General features: G+C 62.6%; 21 protein-coding genes and 1 pseudogene. 4 read left to right on the top strand and 18 right to left on the bottom strand.

What is annotated here, in order from left to right:
- Position 1: 1 nt before the first annotated feature.
- From HMPREF3087_RS00885 to HMPREF3087_RS00845, 10 genes are all read right to left on the bottom strand, one after another.
- Positions 2–637, bottom strand: a complete 636-nt coding sequence (locus HMPREF3087_RS00885) for a TlpA family protein disulfide reductase (protein ID WP_256172998.1) — start codon at positions 635–637, stop codon at positions 2–4.
- On the bottom strand, positions 634–1,296 hold the full coding sequence (locus HMPREF3087_RS00880; RefSeq protein ID WP_019174590.1) for a histidine phosphatase family protein: 663 nt from the start codon (positions 1,294–1,296) through the stop codon (positions 634–636). Before HMPREF3087_RS00880 ends, HMPREF3087_RS00885 begins: the two co-directional genes overlap by 4 nt.
- Complete coding sequence (hemL, locus tag HMPREF3087_RS00875; protein ID WP_070427717.1) at positions 1,293–2,630, bottom strand: glutamate-1-semialdehyde 2,1-aminomutase; 1,338 nt, start codon at positions 2,628–2,630, stop codon at positions 1,293–1,295. Before hemL ends, HMPREF3087_RS00880 begins: the two co-directional genes overlap by 4 nt.
- A complete protein-coding gene (locus HMPREF3087_RS00870; RefSeq protein WP_019174588.1) occupies positions 2,630–3,091 on the bottom strand; it encodes a MarR family winged helix-turn-helix transcriptional regulator in 462 nt (153 codons plus the stop codon). Before HMPREF3087_RS00870 ends, hemL begins: the two co-directional genes overlap by 1 nt.
- Positions 3,088–4,083, bottom strand: coding sequence for a porphobilinogen synthase (gene hemB, locus HMPREF3087_RS00865; RefSeq protein ID WP_070427716.1), 996 nt, complete (start codon positions 4,081–4,083; stop codon positions 3,088–3,090). The genes HMPREF3087_RS00870 and hemB overlap by 4 nt, the downstream gene beginning before the upstream one ends.
- Positions 4,083–5,690, bottom strand: coding sequence for a bifunctional uroporphyrinogen-III C-methyltransferase/uroporphyrinogen-III synthase (locus HMPREF3087_RS00860; protein WP_370919309.1), 1,608 nt, complete (start codon positions 5,688–5,690; stop codon positions 4,083–4,085). The genes hemB and HMPREF3087_RS00860 overlap by 1 nt, the downstream gene beginning before the upstream one ends.
- Complete coding sequence (gene hemA / locus HMPREF3087_RS00855; protein WP_083271952.1) at positions 5,677–8,163, bottom strand: glutamyl-tRNA reductase; 2,487 nt, start codon at positions 8,161–8,163, stop codon at positions 5,677–5,679. Before hemA ends, HMPREF3087_RS00860 begins: the two co-directional genes overlap by 14 nt.
- A gap of 102 nt (positions 8,164–8,265) precedes the next feature.
- Positions 8,266–8,532, bottom strand: a complete 267-nt coding sequence (locus HMPREF3087_RS00850) for a glutaredoxin family protein (protein WP_061940711.1) — start codon at positions 8,530–8,532, stop codon at positions 8,266–8,268.
- Positions 8,533–8,662: 130 nt separating this feature from the next.
- Complete coding sequence (locus HMPREF3087_RS10320; RefSeq protein ID WP_019174583.1) at positions 8,663–8,761, bottom strand: 30S ribosomal protein bS22; 99 nt, start codon at positions 8,759–8,761, stop codon at positions 8,663–8,665.
- A 172-nt stretch (positions 8,762–8,933) separates the two neighbouring features.
- Positions 8,934–10,130, bottom strand: a complete 1,197-nt coding sequence (locus HMPREF3087_RS00845; protein ID WP_070427713.1) for an acetoin utilization protein AcuC — start codon at positions 10,128–10,130, stop codon at positions 8,934–8,936.
- 106 nt (positions 10,131–10,236) lie between these two features.
- Here HMPREF3087_RS00845 and HMPREF3087_RS00840 point away from each other — a divergent pair, with 106 nt between their 5' ends.
- Positions 10,237–11,643, top strand: a complete 1,407-nt coding sequence (locus HMPREF3087_RS00840; protein WP_083271950.1) for a TrkH family potassium uptake protein — start codon at positions 10,237–10,239, stop codon at positions 11,641–11,643.
- Positions 11,636–12,313, top strand: a complete 678-nt coding sequence (locus HMPREF3087_RS00835; RefSeq protein ID WP_070427712.1) for a potassium channel family protein — start codon at positions 11,636–11,638, stop codon at positions 12,311–12,313. The genes HMPREF3087_RS00840 and HMPREF3087_RS00835 overlap by 8 nt, the downstream gene beginning before the upstream one ends.
- A 58-nt stretch (positions 12,314–12,371) precedes the next feature.
- Here the strand turns inward: HMPREF3087_RS00835 and proC are convergent, their stop codons facing one another.
- From proC to HMPREF3087_RS00820, 3 genes are read right to left on the bottom strand one after another with little or no spacing between them, the layout of a single operon-like run.
- Positions 12,372–13,199, bottom strand: coding sequence for a pyrroline-5-carboxylate reductase (gene proC, locus HMPREF3087_RS00830; RefSeq protein WP_070427711.1), 828 nt, complete (start codon positions 13,197–13,199; stop codon positions 12,372–12,374).
- 28 nt (positions 13,200–13,227) lie between these two features.
- Positions 13,228–14,139, bottom strand: a complete 912-nt coding sequence (locus tag HMPREF3087_RS00825; protein WP_061940726.1) for a sugar phosphate isomerase/epimerase family protein — start codon at positions 14,137–14,139, stop codon at positions 13,228–13,230.
- A 48-nt stretch (positions 14,140–14,187) separates the two neighbouring features.
- The gene (locus tag HMPREF3087_RS00820) at positions 14,188–15,195 is read right to left on the bottom strand and encodes a Ppx/GppA phosphatase family protein (RefSeq protein WP_061940999.1); all 1,008 of its coding nucleotides are present in this window, start codon (positions 15,193–15,195) and stop codon (positions 14,188–14,190) included.
- 37 nt (positions 15,196–15,232) lie between these two features.
- Here HMPREF3087_RS00820 and HMPREF3087_RS00815 point away from each other — a divergent pair, with 37 nt between their 5' ends.
- On the top strand, positions 15,233–15,436 hold the full coding sequence (locus tag HMPREF3087_RS00815) for a hypothetical protein (RefSeq protein WP_070427710.1): 204 nt from the start codon (positions 15,233–15,235) through the stop codon (positions 15,434–15,436).
- 13 nt (positions 15,437–15,449) lie between these two features.
- Here the strand turns inward: HMPREF3087_RS00815 and HMPREF3087_RS00810 are convergent, their stop codons facing one another.
- The gene (locus HMPREF3087_RS00810) at positions 15,450–16,355 is read right to left on the bottom strand and encodes a polysaccharide deacetylase family protein (RefSeq protein WP_070427709.1); all 906 of its coding nucleotides are present in this window, start codon (positions 16,353–16,355) and stop codon (positions 15,450–15,452) included.
- A gap of 155 nt (positions 16,356–16,510) precedes the next feature.
- On the opposite strand from HMPREF3087_RS00810, the pseudogene HMPREF3087_RS00805 reads away from it, so the two are divergent.
- A pseudogene (locus HMPREF3087_RS00805) lies at positions 16,511–16,969 on the top strand (DinB family protein); the annotation flags it as partial.
- Here the strand turns inward: HMPREF3087_RS00805 and HMPREF3087_RS10315 are convergent.
- The 4 genes from HMPREF3087_RS10315 to prpB all read right to left on the bottom strand — a co-directional run bounded on the left by HMPREF3087_RS10315 (position 16,966) and on the right by prpB (position 21,053).
- Positions 16,966–17,859 (bottom strand): hypothetical protein, encoded by an 894-nt coding sequence (locus HMPREF3087_RS10315; RefSeq protein ID WP_083271949.1) that lies wholly within the window; start codon positions 17,857–17,859, stop codon positions 16,966–16,968. The pseudogene HMPREF3087_RS00805 and the gene HMPREF3087_RS10315 overlap by 4 nt on opposite strands.
- A 272-nt stretch (positions 17,860–18,131) precedes the next feature.
- Positions 18,132–18,926, bottom strand: a complete 795-nt coding sequence (locus HMPREF3087_RS00795) for an enoyl-CoA hydratase/isomerase family protein (RefSeq protein WP_070427708.1) — start codon at positions 18,924–18,926, stop codon at positions 18,132–18,134.
- 103 nt (positions 18,927–19,029) lie between these two features.
- Positions 19,030–20,151 carry a bifunctional 2-methylcitrate synthase/citrate synthase gene (locus tag HMPREF3087_RS00790; protein WP_019174569.1) on the bottom strand — a complete coding sequence of 374 codons (1,122 nt, stop codon included), beginning with the start codon at positions 20,149–20,151 and terminating at the stop codon, positions 19,030–19,032.
- Positions 20,148–21,053 carry a methylisocitrate lyase gene (gene prpB, locus HMPREF3087_RS00785; RefSeq protein ID WP_061940743.1) on the bottom strand — a complete coding sequence of 302 codons (906 nt, stop codon included), beginning with the start codon at positions 21,051–21,053 and terminating at the stop codon, positions 20,148–20,150. The genes HMPREF3087_RS00790 and prpB overlap by 4 nt, the downstream gene beginning before the upstream one ends.
- Positions 21,054–21,119: the final 66 nt, after the last annotated feature.

Here is a 21,119-nt window from a genome sequence, read left to right as displayed (position 1 = left end):
GTCAGTCTTCTTTCATCGCGTCGTCAATGAGGCCGCTGAGCGTGGATGCCTCAACGGCGCCGACGACGCGCGCAGCCGGCCGGCCCTCAGAATCGAGGACGACGGTCGACGGGGTTGCTCGAGGCGGCAGAACATCAGACAGCAGTCCGACCATTTCGCCGTCACTGTCAAGCATGACGGGATAGGACACATTGAAGTTTTCGACAAAAGCCTGCGCGGCAGCTTCCTGGTCACGCACGTTTGCGCCGATCAGCTGGGCTTTGCCCTCGTACTTTTCCGCAACTTCTTCGAGTTCGGGCGCTTCTTTGCGGCAAGGCGGGCATGCGGCATACCACAGGTTGATCACCGTGATGGTGCCGTCCTTGCGAATGTCCGCAAGCGAGGTCTTCTTACCGTCCAGCAGAGTGAATTCGAGGTCGATCGGCTCTGTGCGCTCGCTCTTCGGGATCTGTGTGACAACCCCGCTGCCGGACACGTAGCCCTGCTGGGATCCTGCCTGTTCGGCCACTCCCCCGGTTTCTGTGTTGCTGCACGCTGCGAGTCCTGCTGCGAGAGCACAGGCAAAAACAGCGCCCACTGCGCGGCGGGTGTGCTTGCGAATTCCGGTGCGCATTGCTGATGACGATGCGGGCCTCATGCTCCTGCCACCGCTTTCTTGGGCTGCAGGTCGGCGTTGACGTCGGTGTAGTCAACTCCGACGAGCTTGGCGCCGTCAAAGCTCAGAGTGGTCACAGAACCCAGGTTGCATTCGCGGTTGCGCGGATCGTGTGCCAAGGGCCTACCCTCGGCTGCCATGCGCGACATCCAGATGGGCAGCTGGTGGCTGACGATGACACCGTCGACCACATCGAGACCCTCCGCCTTTGCCACCCCCTCAACCCTGTTGCGCAGAGTGAACACCGCAGCCTGCATGCGGCGCACCTGGCTGATGTACGGTTCTCCCCACGACGGGCGCAGCGGGTTCCACACCAGCGGCAGATTGGCCGGTGCGAAAACCGAGGAACGGTTGACCTTCTGACCCTCAAAGCGGTTGCCAGCTTCGATCACGCGCTCATCGACAACGGGTTCGAGCCCGGTGGACTGTGCCAGCGGCGCAATCGTCTGGGCTGTGCGCAGCAGCGGCGAGCGCACCAGGCCGCGCACGTTAAAGCGGTCGTCAGCGAAGTAGTCGCTGATCCGCTCGCCCATCTGGCGTCCGCGGGCTGTCAGCCCGAAGCCGGGCAGCCGCCCGTAGAGGATGCCGTCGGGGTTGTCGACTTCGCCGTGGCGGACCAGGTGGATGCGCGAGGTGGTCATGCGGACTCCCCGTCTGTCACCTGGGCTGCTGCCTTGGCTGCGGCAGGCAGCGCGGAGACCACGCGGTCAAGGATCTGCGGGGTGTGAGCTGCTGAGAGGAACCACACTTCGAAAGCGCTCGGCGGCAGGTGGACTCCCTGTTCGAGCATCGAGGTGAAGAACGCCGAGTAGGCAGCGGTGTTCTGTGCCTGAGCATCGGCAAAGGTGCGCACTTCGCGGTCGGTGAAGAACACCGAGAACATGGAGTTCGCCGACTGGATAGTGTGGGGAACGCCCTCTGCGCTCAGTGCTTCCGTGATGGCCGGACGCAGAACATCGGCGGCGGCCTCGATCGTCGGGTAGACGTCGAGTTCGCGGGTCAGCTGCAGAGTGCGAAGGCCCGCGGCCGAGGCCACCGGGTTGCCGGAGAGCGTGCCCGCCTGGTAGACCCCGCCCTTGGGAGCCAACGCGTCCATGACGTCCTGGCGACCTCCGAAGGCTGCGATCGGGAAGCCGCCGCCCATGACCTTGCCGAATGTGAACAGGTCAGCCGGGCCATCGGGGTAGCCCAGGGTTTCGCTTTCGTAGCCGTACCAGCCGGCTTCGGAAACGCGGAAGCCGGTCATGACCTCATCCGAGATCATGAGTGCGCCGTGTTCCTTGGTGAGCGAACGGATGAGGTTGGTGAAGCCATCACGCGGCGGGACGACACCCATGTTGCCCGGGGAGGCTTCCGTGATGACAGCGGCGATTTCGCTGCCGTGCTCTTCGAAGGCCCTGCGCAGACCGTCCTGGTCGTTGTAGTCGAGGATGATGGTGTCTTCCGCGGTGCCCTTCGTAACACCGGGGGTGTCCGGCAGACCAAAGGTGGCAAGGCCGGAACCGGCAGCGACGAGCAGCGAATCGACGTGCCCGTGGTAGCAGCCGGCGAACTTCACGATCTTGTCGCGGCCGGTGTAGCCGCGGGCCAGGCGGATAGCCGACATGGTGGCTTCCGTACCGGAGTTGACCAGCCGCACCTCGTCAACCGGAGCAACCCTGTTTGAGATCTCCTGGGCCAGTTCGACTTCCGGAACCGAGGGGGTGCCGAACGAAAAGCCGCGCGCAGCGGTTTCCTGAACCGTGCTGAGGACTTCCGGGTGTGCGTGGCCGACGATCATGGGCCCCCACGAGCCGATGAGGTCAACGTATTCGTTGCCGTCGACATCGGTCAGCAGCGCACCGTCGGCAGAGTGCATGAACCGCGGGGTTCCGCCGACAGCGCCGAAAGCGCGCACCGGCGAGTTCACACCTCCGGGAATGGCTTTCAGGGCGCGTTCAAAGAGTTCCTGGGACTTCTGCGTGGGCTGGGTCATCACACTGCCTTTCTCAGATGTTCAGCTGCCCGGGTGAAGACGTCTGCCAATACCTGGGTCTCTTCGGGAGACATGAGGTCGATGAGGTGCTCGCGCACGCCTTCGACGTGAATGGGGGCGATCTTCTGCATCAGCTCCCACCCTTCGTCGGTCATGCTGCAGTTGACACCGCGGCCGTCACCGCGCGTGGAGGTGCGCTTGAGGATGCCGCGCTTCTCCAGCCGAGCGACGGTGTGCGACAGGCGGGACCGGGAAACGCCGACTTCTTCGGCGATTTCTGCCATGCGTCTGGTGTGGCCGGGTGATTCCGACACGATGACGAGGACTTCATAATCAGCCAGCGCAATGCCGGCGAGTTCGCGCAGTTCGCGGTCGAGGACAGTCTGCAGAAGCGATTGCCCCTGCAGCATCGCCCTCCAGAAACGCTGCTGCGTTTCATCCAGCCATCGTGTGGAAGTCATTGTTCATTAAGCCATTCAGCGGCTTGTGTCGCGTAGTAGGTCATAACTGCGTCAGCCCCTGCGCGTTTGAATGCGAGGAGCGATTCCAAGACCGCGGGTTTGCGGTCAATCGCACCGGCTGCCGAGGCGAACTCCAGCATGGCGTACTCACCGGAGATCTGGTAGCTCCACACCGGCACCGGCGAGGCTTCTGCGACATCTTTCAGGATGTCCAGATAGGGCAGACCAGGCTTGACCATGACGATGTCTGCACCCTCGGCCAGGTCGAGCTGGAGCTCGTGCAGTGCTTCGCGCGCATTCGCGGGATCCTGCTGGTAGGTGCGACGGTCACCGGAGAGCTGTGAATCAACAGCCTCGCGGAACGGACCGTAGAACGCCGAGGCGTACTTGGCTGTGTAGGCCATGATGACGGTGTTCGTGAAGCCGGCTTCGTCAAGAGCTTCGCGCACAGCGCCGACTTGGCCGTCCATCATGCCCGACAGCCCCAGAACATCTGAGCCGGCACGAGCCTGGGCAACAGCGATCGAGGCGTAGCGCTCCAGCGTGGCGTCGTTGTCGACATCGCCGTGTTCGTCGAGCACACCGCAGTGGCCGTGACTGGTGAATTCATCCAGGCAGAGGTCCGTCATGACGACGGTGCGATCACCGACGGCGTCCTTCACCCGGCGCACGGCAACGTTGAGAATGCCGTTCGGGTCATCAGCCTGAGATCCGCGCTCGTCGTATTCAAGCGGAATGCCGAACAGCATGATGCCCCCGACCCCCGCCTCGACCGCGCGTTCAGCGGCCTCAACCAGGGAGTCAAGAGTGTGTTGGCGCACGCCCGGCATCGAGGTCAGGTCAACGGGAGTCTCGAGTCCCTCCTTGACGAACAGCACCTCGATGAGGTCCTCGGGCTGCAGCTTCGTTTCCGATGTCAGCCGGCGCATAGCCGCCGACTGGCGCAGACGACGCGGGCGAACCGCACCGGTTGGGAGGGACCTGTCAGACATCAGCCTCTGCTCCTTCGTGAATTCCTGCGGTCCTGCGAGGGGCGGACCGGAACAATTCCTTCGGCCAGCGCGTCATCGCGGCGTTTGCGGGCGAAGTCAGACAGACCGGCGATGAGCACCGGGAGGCTGGCTTCGTCTGCCAGGACATCGACGTGCAGGCCGTGATCCTGTGCCGTCTGAGCCGTGGCCGGCCCGATGGCTGCGATAACAGTAGACGGGTGGGGTTTTCCGGCGATGCCCACCAGGTTGCGGACCGTTGAGGACGACGTGAACAGCACGGCGTCGAAGTCGCCTCCCTTGATGGACTCGCGGATGGGCTTCGGCGGCGGGGCGGCGCGCACGGTGCGGTAGGCGGTGACGTCGTCAACCTTCCAGCCGCGTTCCGTCAGGCCCTCCACGAGCACGTCCGTGGCGATGTCGGCACGCGGCAGGAGGACCCTGTTGAAGCCCTCTTCGTCGTCAAACACCGGCCAGTCTTCAAGCATGCCGCGGGCAGACTGTTCGCCGCTGGGCAGAAGCTCCGGTTCGATGCCCCACTCGCGCAGGGCCTCAGCGGTCTTATCGCCGACAGCGGCAACCTTCACGCCCGCGAGGCTGCGCACGTCCAGGCCGAGGTCGGCAAGCCACATTTTGACCGCGCGGACCGCATTGACCGAGGTCAGGCCCAGCCACTGGTAGTCGCCGTCGACAAGAGCGTGAATTGCCCGCTCCATCTGGCGAGGTGAACGGGGAGGCTGGATGGCGATGGTCGGCACCACCGTGCCCTCGGCACCGTACTCGGCGAGCGCCTCGACGGTTTCGGCTCCCTGTTCGCGTGTGCGGGGTACGAGAACCTGCCAGCCGAACAGCGGCTTGGACTCAAACCACGACAGTTCGCGGCGCTGCTCAACAACCGCGCCGAAGATCGTCTGCACAACCGTGTCGGCGTCAAACTCTTCGCGCAGTCGGTCCGGCAGCTGACCCAACGTGGTTTCGATTGAGTGCTGGTGGACGGTCGACACACCGGCGACGACCAGTGCGGGAGTGTCGGCCTCCCATTCGTCGCCGAGCATGCCCTCAACAGCCGTGATGGTGTCGGTGACAGTGCCGCTGATGACATGACCGGTGTTGGCAAACCGCGAAACATCGCTGCGGGTCATGTCAGTTGCAGACACGTAGCGCACCGAACGGACGTTTGCGTTCGTCAGGGGTGTTCCCGTGAACGCGGCGGCCGACGACGACGCCCCGACACCCGGGACGATCTCAAAGCCGACGTCACTGCCCGACAGCACCTGCGCCTCGGCGGTCGTCGACGTGAACAGCAGCCCGTCATCGGCTGCCAGTCGTACGACCATGCCGTGCTCCTGGGCGAGTTCGCCCAGTCGGCGACCGCGGGTGTGCGGCTGCACGCCCATTTCCGAAACGGGACGCAGCAGTGTGTCTTCCGGCACGTAGGTCTCAATGATGTCCCGGTGGAGTTCGTCTTCGTGGACGACAACGGCCGCAGATGCCAGGAGCTCGGCACCGCGGATGGTCAGCAGGGAGGGATCGCCGGGGCCAGCACCCAGGAAGAACACCTTGGGCACGGCCTGCTGCGGGCGGTTCTGCACAGAATCACCGCTGGTCACGGTCACCTCCGGGAGTCATAACAAGATTCGTTTCTGGGGCGTTGGCACCGCTTGCCGTGCCGGGTACAGCACCGAGGGTGCTGAGAAGTTCGTCTGCTGTCCGATAGCCGAGTTCCCGGGCAATCCGGCGCGATTCCGACTGGATTCCGCGGGACAGTTCGACCATGTTGTCGGTGACTTCGTCCGGCAGGGTGGCGATTGTGGACAGCCGGCTGAGCTTGCCTTCGTCATCGGCCATGACCGCTGCGAGTGTCAGCGCGGTTCCGTCAATCGAGGCCAGAGCGCCGATGGGGGCCGAACAGCCGGCCTGCGAACGTTCGAGGATGGCGCGTTCGGCGTAGACGGCGAGGCTCGTAGCCGGGTCGTGAAGGCCTTCGAGGGCTTCGCGGATCTCCTGGTCGAAATCGCCGTGCGCAGCATCGGGTGCGCGGCATTCCACGGCGAGGGCTCCCTGGCCTGGGGCCGGAAGCATGACCGAGGAGTCGAGGAAATCGGTGACTTCGCCCAGGCGACCCAGACGGCGCACACCCGCGGCTGCCAGGACGACACCGTCGAGCCGGCCTTCCGTCACGTGGTTGATGCGGGTTCCCACATTGCCGCGGACTCCAGTGACGGTGATGTCGGGGCGGGCGGCCCGCAGCTGGGAGGCACGGCGGGGTGAACCGGTGCCGACGACCGAGCCGGGCGGCAGTTCGACCAGGCTGAGACCGTTGCGGGCGATGAGCACGTCGGAGGGATCCACACGAGGTGGAACCGCCGCCATCTCGATTCCTGCGGCTGGGGCTGTGGGCAGGTCTTTCAGCGAGTGGACCGCAATGTCGACCTTGCCGGTCAGCAGGGCGGTGCGCACCGAGGACACGAAGACGCCGGAACCGCCCAGGCGGGCCAGCGGCGTCATGTTGACGTCGCCTTCTGTGACGACTTCGACGATCTCGATGCGCCAGCCGGTGCGGGCGGCCAGCTGCTGGGCGATCGCGGTCGACTGGCTGCGCGCCAGCTGACTGCGGCGGGTGCCCAGGCGAACGGTGCGGCCCGTGAAGTGTTCGGGTTCGACCACGTCGAGGGTGTGGTCGGCCACCGGCGTTGTGCCGTCGGCTTCGATGTGGCCGCTGCTGCCCTCTTCTGTCTGTGCGACAGAGCCGACCTTGCTGGCGCGGCGGTCCGTTTCGGGTTCGCGGGTGCGGGCACTCAGGTCGAACAGCATGTTGAGCGCGGCCGCGTAGTCAACGCCGGAATCCGCAGAAGCGAGTTCTTTCACCTTGACGGTCGGCGTGTGGATGATCTTGTCGGCCGTGCGGTGCAGGGTTTTGCTGATTTCGGCGATTGCCGCGTCGCTGACAGATGCGCCGAGTTTGTTCTTCAGGCGCTCGAATTCAGCATCGACGATCATGATGGCCTGTTCGCGCAGCGCTGTGACGGTCGGTGAGACCCGGCGGGCTGCGCGGCGCGCGGCGTCGTCGACCATGGCCTGCTCGATGAGGGCGCGGGCTTCTGCGATCACGCTGAGCACAGATTCAGACTGCGCGTGTTCATTGGCCGCAATGAGACGGCTGATGCCGTCGAGGTTGAGCACCCGGATGTGCGGAAGTTCGCCGACTTCCACCGCGATGTCATAGGGCAGCGCCAGGTCGACGAAGAACTTGTTGAGTTTCTGGTCGAGGTCCTGCTGCAGCGAGGCGATGACGGTGTCTTCGTCCAGCACAGTGCCCCGGGCTCCGGTGACCGACACGATGACGTCAGCCTGGGCGATTTCGCGCACCAGGTTTTCCTGTGTCAGTTCGACGGCTTCACCGTTAACGGACTGAGCCAGACGCTGAGCCTTGTCGAGGGTGCGGTTGATGACCCGAATGCGCTTGAGCCCGTGATCTTTCAGCGTTTTGACCGTCAGCCCGGACATCGCACCGGCACCGACGACGAGGGCGTTTGTACCGGCGAGGTCACCAACGTGGCCTTCGGCTTCTGCCAGAGCGGTGTCGAGCAGTGACAGCGAAACGGACGACAGCTTGGTTTCTGAGTGCACGCGCTTGCCGACTTCAAGAGCCGACTGGAGAGCTTCGCTCAGACCTCCGCCGACTGAACCGCCGCGTTCGCCTTCGTGCAGGGATGCGCGCAGCTGGCCGAGGATTTGGGTCTCCCCCAGGGCCATGGAGTCAAGACCTGCTGCCAGCAGGAACAGGTGCTCCTGGGCCTTGTCGTCGAAGTGGACGTAGGTGTGGGAGAAGAGTTCGGACCACGGAATTCCGCTGACGTCGACCAAGGCCGTGCCCAGGTCTGCCAGTCCGCCGTGGAAGGACGTGACGTCGGCGATGATTTCGAGCCTGTTGCAGGTGGACAGCACAACGGCGCTGTTGACGAAATCGCGCTCTGCCGCCGATCGGCGCAGCAGATCTGCGCGCTCAGCGTCCAAGGCGAGCGCGTCAAGCACGTCAAGAGGTGCTGAGTGATGGGATATCCCCAGAACCAGCAGTGTCAATGGTCTTGCTCCCTCATTGCGAACGACTCCCGTCGATCGCGGTTTTTACGCTCACCGGACTCCCGTGAGCACAACGGCGCCTGAGCGCTGTTTCATTCCCGTTCAGCAGCGTTCGTGCGCTGCGCGCAAAGCCTGCGTGAACCGCTTGGGGTCCACGCGGTGGAAGCTGTGCTGACGGCCGTTGATGAGAACAACCGGAACGTCCCAGTCGTATTTGGCCTGCAGCTGTGCATCGGAATCGATGTCGATGACGCTCAGCCGCACATCGATGGATTCCGGCAAGTCTGCGAGCACGCCGTCGACGACTTCGCGGGCTGTGTCGCACAGACCGCATTGCTGACGGGTGAGGAACTCAACAACGACGCCCATATGAGCCTTCCCGCGCTGCTCCCGGGCACCTGCCCTGGGTGCGGCGCGTCCGCGGTGCGGCTAAAATCCGCACCGGTTCATTCAGCACGAAACCCCGCCGGATCGCTTCGACGGGGACGTGCGGAGTTGATTACTTCTTGTTGCGGCGCTGGTGGCGGGTCTTGCGAAGCAGCTTGCGGTGCTTCTTCTTGGACATACGCTTACGACGCTTCTTGACTACCGAACCCACGTTTAACCCTCGCGTTTCCGACGATTTCCCCCGCTTACAGCGGGCTGACTTAACCGCTCAATCCTAACGGGCAACCGGGTGGAAACCCAAACTTAAACAACCGGTCATATGAACTCAAGGCTCGCGGTCTGGTATAAGGGCCCACACCGCGGGCACACTGTGGGCGGTGAAATCAGTCGTAGTAGGCGTCCAGCCCGTAGAACGGGAAGATGTTCTTCCGCGTGCTCATGACGGTCCGGTCAAGGTCGGATTCGGGATCGTAGCCGCGCTCCCACGTGGAGAAAGCGGCGTCGGAACCGTCGGTCATCCGCTTGGGGGCATCGCGGCCGGTGAGGCTGTAGACGTAGTCGCGCCAGCGGTCGGGCATTTCTGTTGCGGGCTTGAGTTCGATGCCGCCGGCGATCGCCACGAGGTTCGTCCATGCGCGCGGCACAACGTCGATGATGGCGTATCCGCCGCCGCCAACGGCCAGCCACTTGCCGTCCGCGTGCTCTTCTGCGAGATCGCGCACCCACTCTGCTGCCCGGCGCATAGCGTCAACCGACAGGCGCAGGTGCGTGAGCGGATCGAGGTTGTGCCCGTCGCAGCCGTGCTGGGAGACGATTGCCTGCGGTTTGAATTCGCGGATCACCTGGGGCACGACACCGTCGAGCGCGCGCAGCCAGTCGGCGTCGGAAGTGCGCGGCGGCAGGGCGATGTTGACGGCGCTGGCAGCTGCCTTCATCCCGCCGATTTCAGACGCGTACCCGGTGCCGGGGAACAGGAAGCGTCCGTTTTCGTGCAGGCTGATGGTGAGCACGCGGGGGTCGTCCCAGAAGAAGTGCTCGGTTCCATCGCCGTGGTGGGCATCAAGGTCGAGGTAGACCACACGTTCGTAGCCTGCGTCCAAGAACTCTTGGATTGCCGCCGCGCAGTCGTTGTAGACGCAGAAGCCGGCGGCTTTGCCGGGCATCGCGTGGTGCATTCCTCCGCAGAAGTTGACTGCGCGGTTATACCGGCCGGACGTGATCGCCTTGGCCGCTTCGATGCTGGCCTGGAAGAGCCGGCCGGAAGCTTCGTGGATCTGATCGAAGCGGGGAACGTCTTCTGTTCCCACCCCGTAGACCTGCTGGTCTTCTTCCGAAATCGAGGAGGAGGCTCCCGCCGCTTTGACGGCGTCAATGAACTCCTGCGTGTGCAGACGGGCGAGCGCTTCTTCGTCGACCTGCGGAACGGACTCAATGTGAATGTTGGATGCGTCGAACAGTCCGAAGTCCTGCGACAGTTTGGCCGTCAGGTCCAGCCGCAGCGGGTGCATGGGGTGATGAGGGCCGAAATTGTATTCGGTGAGGGATTCATCCCACATCACCAGAACTTCTTCTCTGCTCATACTCGTACTGTAGCCAAACGTGATCCGGTTCACGCACAGCGGCCCACCCACACTGTCCCCTGTGTTTCTGGGCGCGTACGTGCGCGTGAGACTATGCTGACTCACTGTGAAGAAGAACGGCGAAAAGAAGCGCAGTCTGCTCACTGCGGCAGCGCTGCCGGCCCGTGCTGCGCGCGACTTTGTCGACAGAGTCGCCGAACAGTCCCCCGCCCGGCTGGCGATGGTCGCGTTCATCATCGTCATCGCTTTCTTCACGGCGCTTCTCTGTCTGCCGGCAGCCCACCGGGATCCGTCTCAGTTCTCCTTCGCCAACAGCCTGTTCGTTGCCACCTCGGCCGTGTGCGTGACGGGACTGACTCCGGTGACCCTGCACGAGTACTTTTCAGATTTCGGGCTCACGATCATCGCCGCCGGCGCGCAGATCGGCGGTATGGGCATTCTGACTATTGCGTCGATGCTCGGCATGCTCGTATCCAAGAAGCTCGGGGTACGGCAGCGGCTCATCGCCGCACAGGCAACCAACACCTTCAAACTCGGCCAAATGGGCACCCTGCTGCGCACCGTCATCAGCACGGTCCTCATTGTGGAAACCGTCGTGTTCTTCGGCCTGCTCATCGGCTTTCTGCGCCGCGGCGCCCAGTTAGGCGACGCTGCGGCCAACGCGGCCTTCTACGCCATTTCCACCTACAACAACGCCGGCTTCTCGATTCACGATTCGGGCATGATCGCCTTCGCTGACGACTACTGGATCATCTCCGTGGTGATGTTTTCGGCGTTTGTCGGTTCGCTGGGCTTCCCTGTGGTGCTCATCATGGGAGTTCTGTGGAATCGCCCCCGCCAGTGGGACCTCCACACCAAGCTGACTCTGACGACTTCGCTCATTCTGCTGGCCGTGGGAAGTGTTCTCATTGCGGTCTTCGAGTGGGGCAACGAGAAGACGATGGCCGGAAGCGGCTTCGTCAACTACGGGTTCCAGTCTGTTTTCATGTCGCTGACCGCCAGGTCTTTGGGCATGAACACGGTCGATGTGTCGGCAATGTCCGACGCCAGCCACTTGGCTCTTGATGTGCTCATGTTCATCGGCGGCGGTTCGTCGTCAACCGCCGGCGGCATCAAGGTCACCACCCTGGCTGTGCTCGTGCTTGCAGCGTGGGCGGAAGCGCGCGGTGCCCGTGATGCTGTGGCTTTCAAGCGCCGCATCGACCCTTCGGCTATTCGCCTGGCGATCTCTGTGACGATTGCCGGGTTCATCATCGTAATCGGCGGAACCATGGCGATGCTGGCCATGACGCACGAAGATCTCGATGATGCGCTCATGGACGTCATATCCGCTTTCGGCACGTGCGGGCTGTCGTCCGGGTTCACTGAAAGGGCCCCGGAGCCCGCACTGTACATTCTGAGTCTCCTCATGTTCTTGGGCCGACTGGGTACGATCTCACTGGCAGCCGCTCTGTCCCAGCGCGACTCGCTGACCCATTTCCGCCACCCGGAAGAAAGGCCGATCATTGGCTAAGCGCAAACAGAAGATCGACAACTCCTCTGTGCTTGTCGTCGGCTTGGGCCGTTTCGGCGCTTCGACCGCTGAAAACCTGATGAAGCTCGGCCGGCAGGTGCTGGCCATTGAGCGCGACCCGAACAAGGTCGCGGAGTTCACGGGCAAGCTCACCCACATTGTCGAAGCCGACGCCACCAATCTCGAAGCGCTGCGCCAGCTGGGTGCCGAGGACTTTTCGACCGCTGTTGTCGGCATCGGCACCTCGATCGAGGCGTCTGTGCTCACGACCGCGAACCTCGTCGACATCGGTGTTGAGCAGGTGTGGGCGAAGGCGATTTCGAATTCGCACGGCAAGATTCTGCACCGCATCGGCGCTGAGCACGTGCTCTACCCGGAATCTGAAGCCGGTGCGCGTGTGGCCCACCTGGTGTCATCGCGCATGCTCGACTACATCGAGTTCGACGACGGCCACTTTGCGGTCGTGAAAATGCGTCCGCCGAAAGAAGTGCAGGGCTTTACGCTGGGCGAATCGAAGATCCGCGACGACTACGGGGTCACGGTTGTGGGCATCAAGTCTCCCGGCCGCGATTTCACCTATGCGGAGCCGAGTTCGCGCATCGGCGAACACGATGTTCTGATCGTCGCCGGGCACGTGGAGCTGCTGGGTCGCTTCGCCGGCCGCCCGTAACGGGGCACCCGAGGCGCCAGCGCCGGGTGCTCGCAAGCTCGGTTGAGCGGGGCTCCGGTCAGCGGTTTTCGCGCTCCATGTCAGCGGCTTTTTCAGCTGCGGCCCGTGCCGCGCGGACGACGCTCGCTTCGAAGCTGTCGGCTTCAAAGGAGTCGACCGCAGCGGCCGTAGTGCCGCCGGGGTGGGCGACAGCAGCGCGCAGCTTCGCGGGGTCGGGGTCGCCGGCCAGCAGCAGACCCGCGCCTTCAGCGGTGGCAACTGCCATGCGACGGGCGGTGTCTTCGTCCAAACCGAGTTCCTGACCGGCGGTGATGAGCTTTTCTGCCAGCAGGAAGAAGTAGGCGACACCCGAACCTGAAATGCCGATCATGCCGCCGATAGCCGATTCGGGAACCGTGAAGACCTCCCCGGCACCCGACAGGAGCTTCGTGAGCTCCTCGACCTGAACCTCGGGAGCCTTGTCATCAGGAGACACCGTGATGACGCCCTTGCCGATTGCAGAAGGCGTGTTCGGCATGATCCGCACAACCGGGTTGTTCGGGAAGGCGGCGGCGAGCGTTTCCAGCGACACCCCGGCGGCCATAGACACAATGACGGTGTCTTCGCTGACCGCATCTGCAAAGCTCTGAGCTGTTTCGCGGATCGACCAGGGCTTCACGCCCAGGAACACGAAGTCCGCACCTTGCACGGCCTCAGCGTTGGCATTCGCGTTGTCTTCGGCAGCAATGGCGCGGATGCCGAGTTCCTGCGCCAGCTTCTGCGCCGAAGCGTGCGAATGCGTGGTGGCGCGAACGTTCTCATTACTGAGCGCATCCGTGCTCAACATGCCTTTGAGCAGGGACGACCCCATGCTTCCCGCTCCGATGATCGCAACTGTGACAGCCATGTCTGCTCCTTCGTGTTCCAACCTCGCCCTAGCCGTTCAGGCCCAAATGCTTCCGGGTGAACGCCAAGGACTCCGCGAGCATTTCCATGCGCGTGGACTTCTTGGCCACAAAGCGCGTGTTGACTTCAATGACGGCCTCACCCGACCAGTTGACCTTCGCCAAGTACTGCAGGCACTCTTTGACCGGCATTTTTCCGCGCCCCGGAACCAGGTGTTCGTCCATGAGGGAACCCGCGCCGTCTGTCACGTGCAGCACCCGCACGCGGTCGTGGATGCCCTGCAGGGTTTCCAGCGCGTTCATTCCGGCTGTCGCGGCGTGTGAAAAGTCGAACGTCATGTGGTCGTAGTCTTCGTCCAGCGGGTTCCAGTCCGGGTAGTAGATCTGCAGTTCCCGCACGCCCGCCCGCCACGGGTACATGTTCTCCACGGCCAGGCGCACACCGGTTTCCTGTGTCAAGCGGCGCACCCCGTCGACGAAGCCGCGCGCGTAGTCGCCCTGCCACCGAAAAGGCGGGTGCAGGACAACGGTTTCGGCCCCCACGTCGGTTGCCAGCTTTGCGGTCAGGCGCAGCTTTTCCCAGTTGTCTTTGTGCATCACGCGCGGCAGCAGCAGGAGTGTGGGTGCGTGCAGCGAAAGCACCGGCAGGCCGGTGCGCTGGGAGTGCTCCAGAATGTGCGAAGCGCTCTGGGTACCGGGGTTGTCGGTGATCATGATTTCGACACCGTCATAGCCCAGTCCGGCCGCGATGTTGAACGTGTTCTCCACCGTCATGGGGTACACCGATGATGACGACAGCCCCACGCGGATCCGCCCTTCGGAGCTGTGCGAAGCTCCGCGTTCGTAGACGGGGTTGTTCTCGAAATAGGCGCGGTGGCGCAGGGAGTCTGCGCGGGCGCGGTTCTTCTTCGTGAACGCCTTACGAGGTGTCTTGTCTGTCACGCTCTCAGTCTAGGCACACTCTTCTCACCGGAGCAGGCCGCTGTGGTTTTACCTGACCGCCTGGTTGCCGTTTGTGGTGGTGGGGGTTTCGTCGCCGTCGAGCGTGTGGCGGACCGAAACGTGCTCTGCCGTGTCCAGCAGGTCCAGCTGGCGCATGATGATGCCCTCGCGCAGAGCCCACGGTGAGATCGCCATCTTTTCGACGCCGAAGATGGTGAACGCCGCGTCGGCGACGATCGCGCCGGCGAGCACCTGTCCCCCGCGGTTTTCGGAAACACCGGGCAGCTCGGCACGTTCGGCCGGGGTGCGGGAGGCCAGAGCATCGATTATGCCGGGCATGTCTTTTCTGTACAGGTAGCGCGGCACGTAGATGCCGTGACTGGACGAGGCGGCGCCGGCAATGCGGGCCAGGGAGCGGAAGGTCTTGGACGAACCGACGATGTGGTCAGGTTTGCCGACCCGGTTGATCTGACCGGCCACTTTGCCGATGGTGTGGCGGGCGTGCCTGCGCAGCTGCGCGATTTCTTCCGGGTTGGGAAGTTCGTGGCTCAGGTAGTGGTTGAGCATGCGGCCGGCGCCCAGTGGAACCGAAACTGCGGCATCCGGGTATTCGTCAGTTCCTGCAGCCAGTTCAAATGAGCCCCCGCCGATGTCCATCAGCAGGATCTTGCCGGCCGACCAGCCAAACCAGCGGCGGACCGCAAGGAACGTGATGCGCGCTTCGTCCTGACCGGACATGACATTGAGGATCAAGCCGGTCTCTTCGTGGATTCTGTCGATGAGCTTCTGCCCGTTGGGGGCTTCGCGCAGTGCCGAGGTGGCAAAGGCCAGGATTCGCTCAGCGCCCTGTTCTTCGGCTACGACGATGGCTTCGCGGCAGAAGTGCAGCAGCCTGTTGGCTCCGTATTTCGACAGCGAACCGTCGTCTTTGAGGTGTTCGGCCAGCCGCAGAACTTCCTTGTGGGATGACGCCGGAAGCGGCGGGGCACCCTCGTGAGCGTCGACCACAAGAAGGTGAATGCTGTTGGACCCGATATCGAGGACGGCTAAGCGCATGGTCAGCATATTACCGCGCGGCCCTATTATCGAAGGTATGCAGAACACCCGAGCACCGTGGATTGTGGCGACTTTCATCATGACCGTCGCAGCTGTTGTGTTCTCCAGACTGCCTCAGCTGCGGGATCTGCGGCTGTTCCTCCTGCTTGCCGCGCTGGCGTTCTTCTTGGCCGGCGTCGTCATGGCCGGCCGCTCGCTGCGCGAGGCGTGGGCCCGTAAGCGCAGCGAGCGGCGGCGCTGACGTAAGCCTCAGATCACCACATGGGCGGGCGCTCGTCGCTGTCGTACGGGTAGCGTTCACGGAAGTCCGTCGCCATGGTCTGCATGTCGACAAAGCGCACGCCGTCGTGACCGCCGATGTAGTCAATCAGACGCTCCAGCATGAGCAGCACCTGTGGGCGGCCCGCGACGTCCGGGTGGATGGTGATCGGGAAGATCGCGTAGTCGAGTTCCCTATACACCCAGTCGAACTGGTCTTTCCACAGTTCTTCGATCGACCGGGGGTTGACGAAGCCGTGCGAGTTCGGGCTGCCCTTGATGAACATCATCGGCGGGAGGTCGTCGACGTACCAGTTGGCAGGGATCTCCACCAGGTTGACGGTGTTGCCGTATTCCATCGGCACCATCCATTCGGAGGCCTGCTTGGAGTAGTCGATCTTCGTCCACTTTTCGCCGGTCCGCGCATAGTAGGGAACGAAGTCGCCGTGACTCTGCGAGTGGTCGTAGTCGAAACCGAACTCCAGCAGAAGGTCTGCCGTGCGGGCTGACATTTCCCACCACGGGGCAACATAGCCCTTCGGCTGTGAGCCGGAGAGCTTAGTCAGAACCTCCAGGGAGCGCTCCATGACATCGCGTTCCTGCTGGGCTGTCATGTCGACGGGGTTTTCGTGGCTGTAGCCGTGCGCGCCGATTTCGTGTCCGGCATCGACGATCATTTTGACCTGTTCGGGGAAGGTTTCGGCCGAGTGTCCCGGCACGAACCAGGTTGCGGGAAGTTCCCGTTTCGTGAGCATCTTCAACAGGCGGGGAACACCGATTTCACCTGCATAGATGCCACGTTGAATGTCATTGGGCGAATCCTGGCCGCCGTAGGAGCCCAACCAGCCGGACACCGCATCAATGTCGATGCCGAAGGCTACGAAGATTTCTTTATCCGCCATAGCGAGACCTCCTTGTCAGTGTGCGGTGAAGTCTGTGATGCTTTGTGGCGCCTCACCGCTGGCATGAGCAGTCTTTCACGAAGCAGTAAACGACAGGCGTAGGGTCACTGTATGAACGGAACACAGGTACTTACTGAGGCCGCCGGGCGCATCAGCGGACTGGCGGAGCAGCTGAAAAACTTAGCCCGCAGCAGCTCAACGCACACCTAGGCGGACACCCCAATGCAATTGCGTGGCAGCTGTGGCACACGGGCCGCGAAATCGACATCCAAGTGGTCGAAATGACCGGTGGGACCGAAGTCTGGGAGTCCGTCGGCTTTGCGGAGAAGACCGGGCTGGGCGCCAAGGGCACCGAACTAGGCCTGGGGCACTCGCCAGAGGATGCCTGGGCCATCCACGGTGAGGACCCACGCGCTTTTGTCGAGTACGCGCAGGCTGCCGCTCAGGTTTTGGTCGACTACATTGCAACACTGCACGACGATGACCTCGATGCCATCGTCGATGACCGCTGGGACCCACCGGTCAGCCGCGGCACCAGGCTGGTGAGCATCATTGAAGACGCCACCATCCACTTAGGCCAGGCGCTGTTCATCCTGGGCGCTATTGCTGACTAACGTTGCAGCACTTCGCCGGGGTTCCAGAGCTGGAGCGCTTCCGGTCCTTTCAATTGATGTGTAATCCAGATGCTCAAAGCCGCAGCTTCTGGCGTCGCAATGCGCAGAGGTACGCAATCGTTGCCAAAGTCGAGCACAAGCACGCCCTCGTTGGCATAGGGGTACATAGCTGTAATGCAGTCGAACCAAAACTCCAGCCACCGGCCACCGACGTGGGCCAACAACCGGCGGTCTGTGACAACAAGATCTGTGAACTGGTGTTCGCGCCACTGAGTAGCTGCCATGGCTTGCGCTGAAGCGCGCGCTCTGGAATTTCCAATACTGCTACCCACAACCCCGCCCAGCATTAGCAACGGGTTGCCAAAGATTAAGGTTGAGCGCTCGGTGTAATTAACGGTCATGCCGTAAAACCGGCTGTACTGAATCCTCGTCTGGGCCAAGATACCTTCACCTGGCTTCAATGCCAGGTATGCGCTTGGATGGAGCGCTGGAAAATTCCCATCGACGAGCTGCTGACGCAAGTGCTGCGCAGTTGTCCGTGCACGCAGCATCGCGGCTTTAGTGAGATCAGGTCCGCCCTGTACAACGATCTGCCCCGCGCGTCTTTCATGGGCACGTTCCGCAGCGATTCGCTGCCTTTCCAAACTCAGCGCGCTGGTCCGCCATGCACGGTAGGCGTACTTCACGAACAAGAACAGAAATACGATTGGAACAACATTGGAGAGGAATAAAAGTAACGAAGCTAAAAAGCCAAAGCCCAGGGTCGCCAAGTACGCATCTAGTGACTTACCAAGAAAGCCCAGCGCATAGTAGCTGGCAGGCACACCCCCAAGACAAATAATCCATTTCAGATGAGCAACACGCCTGGTCTGGGCCTTCTTTCTTGTCATTGCGGACCACCTTTGGTTTCGCTACTTTCTGCCACAATAAACTGCTGCGCACGAATTGTTAAGGGGCAGACTCGTTTGCTTGGCCTGCTCAAAGACGCCCGCAACGCCGCTGCACCAGGTTCGAAACTCTCCCGCCACGCAGCCGAAAGCTTCAGAAGCTACCTCTGACTAGCCCCTTAAGCTAATTCACTCAGGTTTCCAGGATTGCTGAAACTTGACGCTGGAATTTGGCCGCAAAGATAGAATCTTGAGTGAATTGGCGCATCCCGGTTTCAGTCTTTAGGCCAATCTGCCCGGTTGGTGGTGAAATCGGGCTGCTCACGCTCGAAGAACGCCTCCTGCCCCCTGCTGATCTCAGAGGAGTAGCTTTCAGCCAGCCAGCTGCCCTCGGCAGCCGTGAGGTCCTCTCCGCGCAGAATCCGCTTGGCGGCCGTCTGCGACAGAGCAGACCGCCCCGCAATTGTCTTGGCCTTTTCGATTGCCGTGGCCAGCGGGTCGTCGGACACTTCGTGGAAGAAGCCCAGGTTGTTCATCCGGTCGAAGTCGACGATGTCTGCTGTGAGCAGAATGTAGCGGGCAAAAGACTCCCCCAGAACGGCCGCGAGTCTGCGCGTGGGTCCGGGCGGGTAGACGAGTCCCAGACGGCCTGCGGTCACACCGTAGATCGAACCGGGCTTGGCAATCCGCACATCGCACGCGGCAGCGATTTCCGTACCGCCGCCAACGCAGTTGCCCTCAATCGCGGCGATCGTCGGAATGTCGACGTTTTCAATTGCGGCTTCGGCGTTTGCGTTCGTGTTCCAGAATTCGTGCAGCGGCACGTTGAGGTCGTTGATGTCCGAACCTGCCGAAAAGTGGCCGCCGGCACCGGTGATGATGAGCACCGACACGTTCGGGTCTGCATCAATTGCCGGGAGGATCTCCGGCAGCGCCAACCACATTTCACGCGACAGCGCGTTGCGCTTCTCCGGGCGGGAAATCGTGAGTGTGGCAATGCCGTCTTCGACACCGTATTCGAAGCCGTCCACCAGGGGAATTTCTGCGGGGGTGGGCTGCTGACCGGTCATTTCTCTCCTCTGTTTGGCAAGTTCTGTGTGTGCGGAAGGTGCCGATATGCACACGAGGCGGAGCCCAGGAAAGCCGGACTCCGCCTCGGGTATGCTGCTTGGGTCAGCGGTCGGTGGGAACCTCGCGCTGGTCGTAGCCCGAGTAGGCCGACAGCGGGCGGATCAGAGCATTATTCGCGGTCTGCTCCATGATGTGTGCCGTCCAGCCGGTGATGCGGGCCATGACGAAGATGGGCGTGAACTGTTCAGTGTCGAAGCCCATCAGGTGGTAGGCCGGACCCGACGGGTAGTCGAGGTTCGGGTAGATGCCCTTGCGGGACACGAACTCTTCTTCGAACGTGTTGTAGAGGTCCAGAAGTTCGTTCGCACCCTTGACCTTGACCATGTCTTCAAACGCTGCGCGCATGGTGGGAACGCGCGAATCGCCGTTCTTGTACACGCGGTGGCCGAAGCCCATGATCTTCTGCTTGTTGGCAAGCGCGTTGTCGATGTACTCCTTAGCCTTGTCAGCCGTGCCGACTTCGGCCAGTGTCGCCATGACGGCTTCGTTTGCACCGCCGTGCAGGGCGCCCTTGAGCGCACCGATTGCGCCGGCGACCGAGGAGTGCATGTCAGAGGTCGTCGACGTGATGACGCGAGCGGTGAAGGTCGATGCGTTGAAGGAGTGCTCGGCGTAGAGGATGAGCGAAATGTCGAAGCAGCGAACGACTTCCTTCGCCGGAACTTCGCCGAAGACCATGTGGAAGAAGTTCTCCGCGTAGGTCAGGTCTTCCTTCGGGGCGATCGGGTCGAGCCCGTGGCGACGACGGTGGTCGATGGCCACAACGGTCGGCAGCTGAGCGTAGAGGCGCTCGGCCTTTGCACGGTCGGCTTCCGGGCTGTTGTCTTCAGCCTGCGGGTCAACGGCGCCGAGGTAGGCCACCGCGGTCTGCACGACGTGCATGGGGTGGGTGTCCTTCGGCAGACCCAGGATCAGGTCGACCAGCTTGGGGTCGATGTCGCGCTGGCTGCGTTCGCGCTTGGTGAACTCAGCGAGCTGTTCAGCGTTGGGCAGTTCGCCGTTCCAGATGAGGTAGGCAACTTCCTCAAAGCTGCAGTTGGCGGCGAGTTCCTGCACGGGGTAGCCGCGGTAGGTCAGCGAGTTGGTTTCCTGAACGACCTTCGAGATTTCGGTGGTGTCGACGACAACACCGGCCAGGCCCTTCTTGATTTCCTGTTCGGTCACTGGTGACCCTCCTGTGAGAAGTTGAAGACGTGGGCGTCGAACTCGTTGTACGCCGAGTAGTCAATCGTTTCGTAGAGGTCAGCACGGGTCTGCATGGTGCTGACGAGGCTTTCCTGCGTGCCCTCCTTGCGGATGACCTGCAGACCGCGCTTGATGGCGCCCATTGCCAGGCGCAGCGTGGTGACGGGGTAGATGACGAGCTTGACGCCGGCCGATTCGAGCTGCTGCGTGGTGAACAGTTCGCTCTTGCCGAACTCGGTCATGTTGGCAAGGATCGGGGCGTCGACGGCCTTGGCGAACTTTTCGAATTCGCCGAGGTCGCGCATAGCTTCGGGGAAGATGAGGTCCGCACCGGCATCGATGTAGGCCTTGGCGCGGTCGATTGCAGCATCGAGGCCTTCACCCGCGCGAGCGTCGGTGCGGGCGCACAGGACGAAGTTTTCATCGCGGCGGCCGCGCACTGCAGCGGAAATGCGCTTGACCATTTCCTCGGTGCTGACGATCTCTTTGCCGTCCAGGTGGCCGCAGCGCTTGGGGTTGACCTGGTCTTCCAGGTGCATACCGGCGATTCCGGCGTCTTCCATTTCCTGCACCGTGCGGGCGACGTTCATCGCTTCGCCCCAACCGGTGTCGGCGTCGATGAAGGTGGGCAGGTTGGTCACGCGGGAAATGGCGCGACCGTGCTCGGCGACTTCCGTCAGCGTGGTCAGACCGATGTCGGGCAGGCCCTGATCAGCGGAGAAAGCACCGCCGGAGATGTATACGCCTTCGAAGCCCTCCTGCTCGATGATCTGAGCGTTGATCGGGTTGATGGCTCCGGGGAACTGAACGATTTTGTCTCCGGCCAGCAGCCGACGGAACTCTTCGCGGCGCTTGTGTGCCGGAGTGGTTGCTCCAAGCATGTGTTTCCCTTCTGATGGTTTCCAGTGGGCTTCGGTGTGCGCCTGCCGCGTCCGCGCGGACGCGGC

The sequence above is a fragment of the Brevibacterium sp. HMSC22B09 genome (genome assembly GCF_001806795.1).
Lineage (GTDB): Bacteria > Actinomycetota > Actinomycetes > Actinomycetales > Brevibacteriaceae > Brevibacterium > Brevibacterium ravenspurgense.
This window is presented reverse-complemented; position numbering and strand designations above follow the sequence as displayed.

Excerpts from the sequence above, each read along its gene's own strand:
- HMPREF3087_RS00885 (WP_256172998.1), bottom strand. The coding sequence starts at position 637 with ATGAGGCCCGCATCGTCATCAGCAATGCGCACCGGAATTCGCAAGCAC.
- HMPREF3087_RS00880 (WP_019174590.1), bottom strand. The coding sequence starts at position 1,296 with ATGACCACCTCGCGCATCCACCTGGTCCGCCACGGCGAAGTCGACAAC.
- hemL (WP_070427717.1), bottom strand. The coding sequence starts at position 2,630 with ATGACCCAGCCCACGCAGAAGTCCCAGGAACTCTTTGAACGCGCCCTG.
- HMPREF3087_RS00870 (WP_019174588.1), bottom strand. The coding sequence starts at position 3,091 with ATGACTTCCACACGATGGCTGGATGAAACGCAGCAGCGTTTCTGGAGG.
- hemB (WP_070427716.1), bottom strand. The coding sequence starts at position 4,083 with ATGTCTGACAGGTCCCTCCCAACCGGTGCGGTTCGCCCGCGTCGTCTG.
- HMPREF3087_RS00850 (WP_061940711.1), bottom strand. The coding sequence starts at position 8,532 with ATGGGCGTCGTTGTTGAGTTCCTCACCCGTCAGCAATGCGGTCTGTGC.
- HMPREF3087_RS00845 (WP_070427713.1), bottom strand. The coding sequence starts at position 10,130 with ATGAGCAGAGAAGAAGTTCTGGTGATGTGGGATGAATCCCTCACCGAA.
- proC (WP_070427711.1), bottom strand. The coding sequence starts at position 13,199 with ATGGCTGTCACAGTTGCGATCATCGGAGCGGGAAGCATGGGGTCGTCC.
- HMPREF3087_RS00820 (WP_061940999.1), bottom strand. The coding sequence starts at position 15,195 with ATGCGCTTAGCCGTCCTCGATATCGGGTCCAACAGCATTCACCTTCTT.
- HMPREF3087_RS00815 (WP_070427710.1), top strand. The coding sequence starts at position 15,233 with ATGCAGAACACCCGAGCACCGTGGATTGTGGCGACTTTCATCATGACC.
- HMPREF3087_RS00810 (WP_070427709.1), bottom strand. The coding sequence starts at position 16,355 with ATGGCGGATAAAGAAATCTTCGTAGCCTTCGGCATCGACATTGATGCG.
- HMPREF3087_RS10315 (WP_083271949.1), bottom strand. The coding sequence starts at position 17,859 with ATGACAAGAAAGAAGGCCCAGACCAGGCGTGTTGCTCATCTGAAATGG.
- HMPREF3087_RS00795 (WP_070427708.1), bottom strand. The coding sequence starts at position 18,926 with ATGACCGGTCAGCAGCCCACCCCCGCAGAAATTCCCCTGGTGGACGGC.
- prpB (WP_061940743.1), bottom strand. The coding sequence starts at position 21,053 with ATGCTTGGAGCAACCACTCCGGCACACAAGCGCCGCGAAGAGTTCCGT.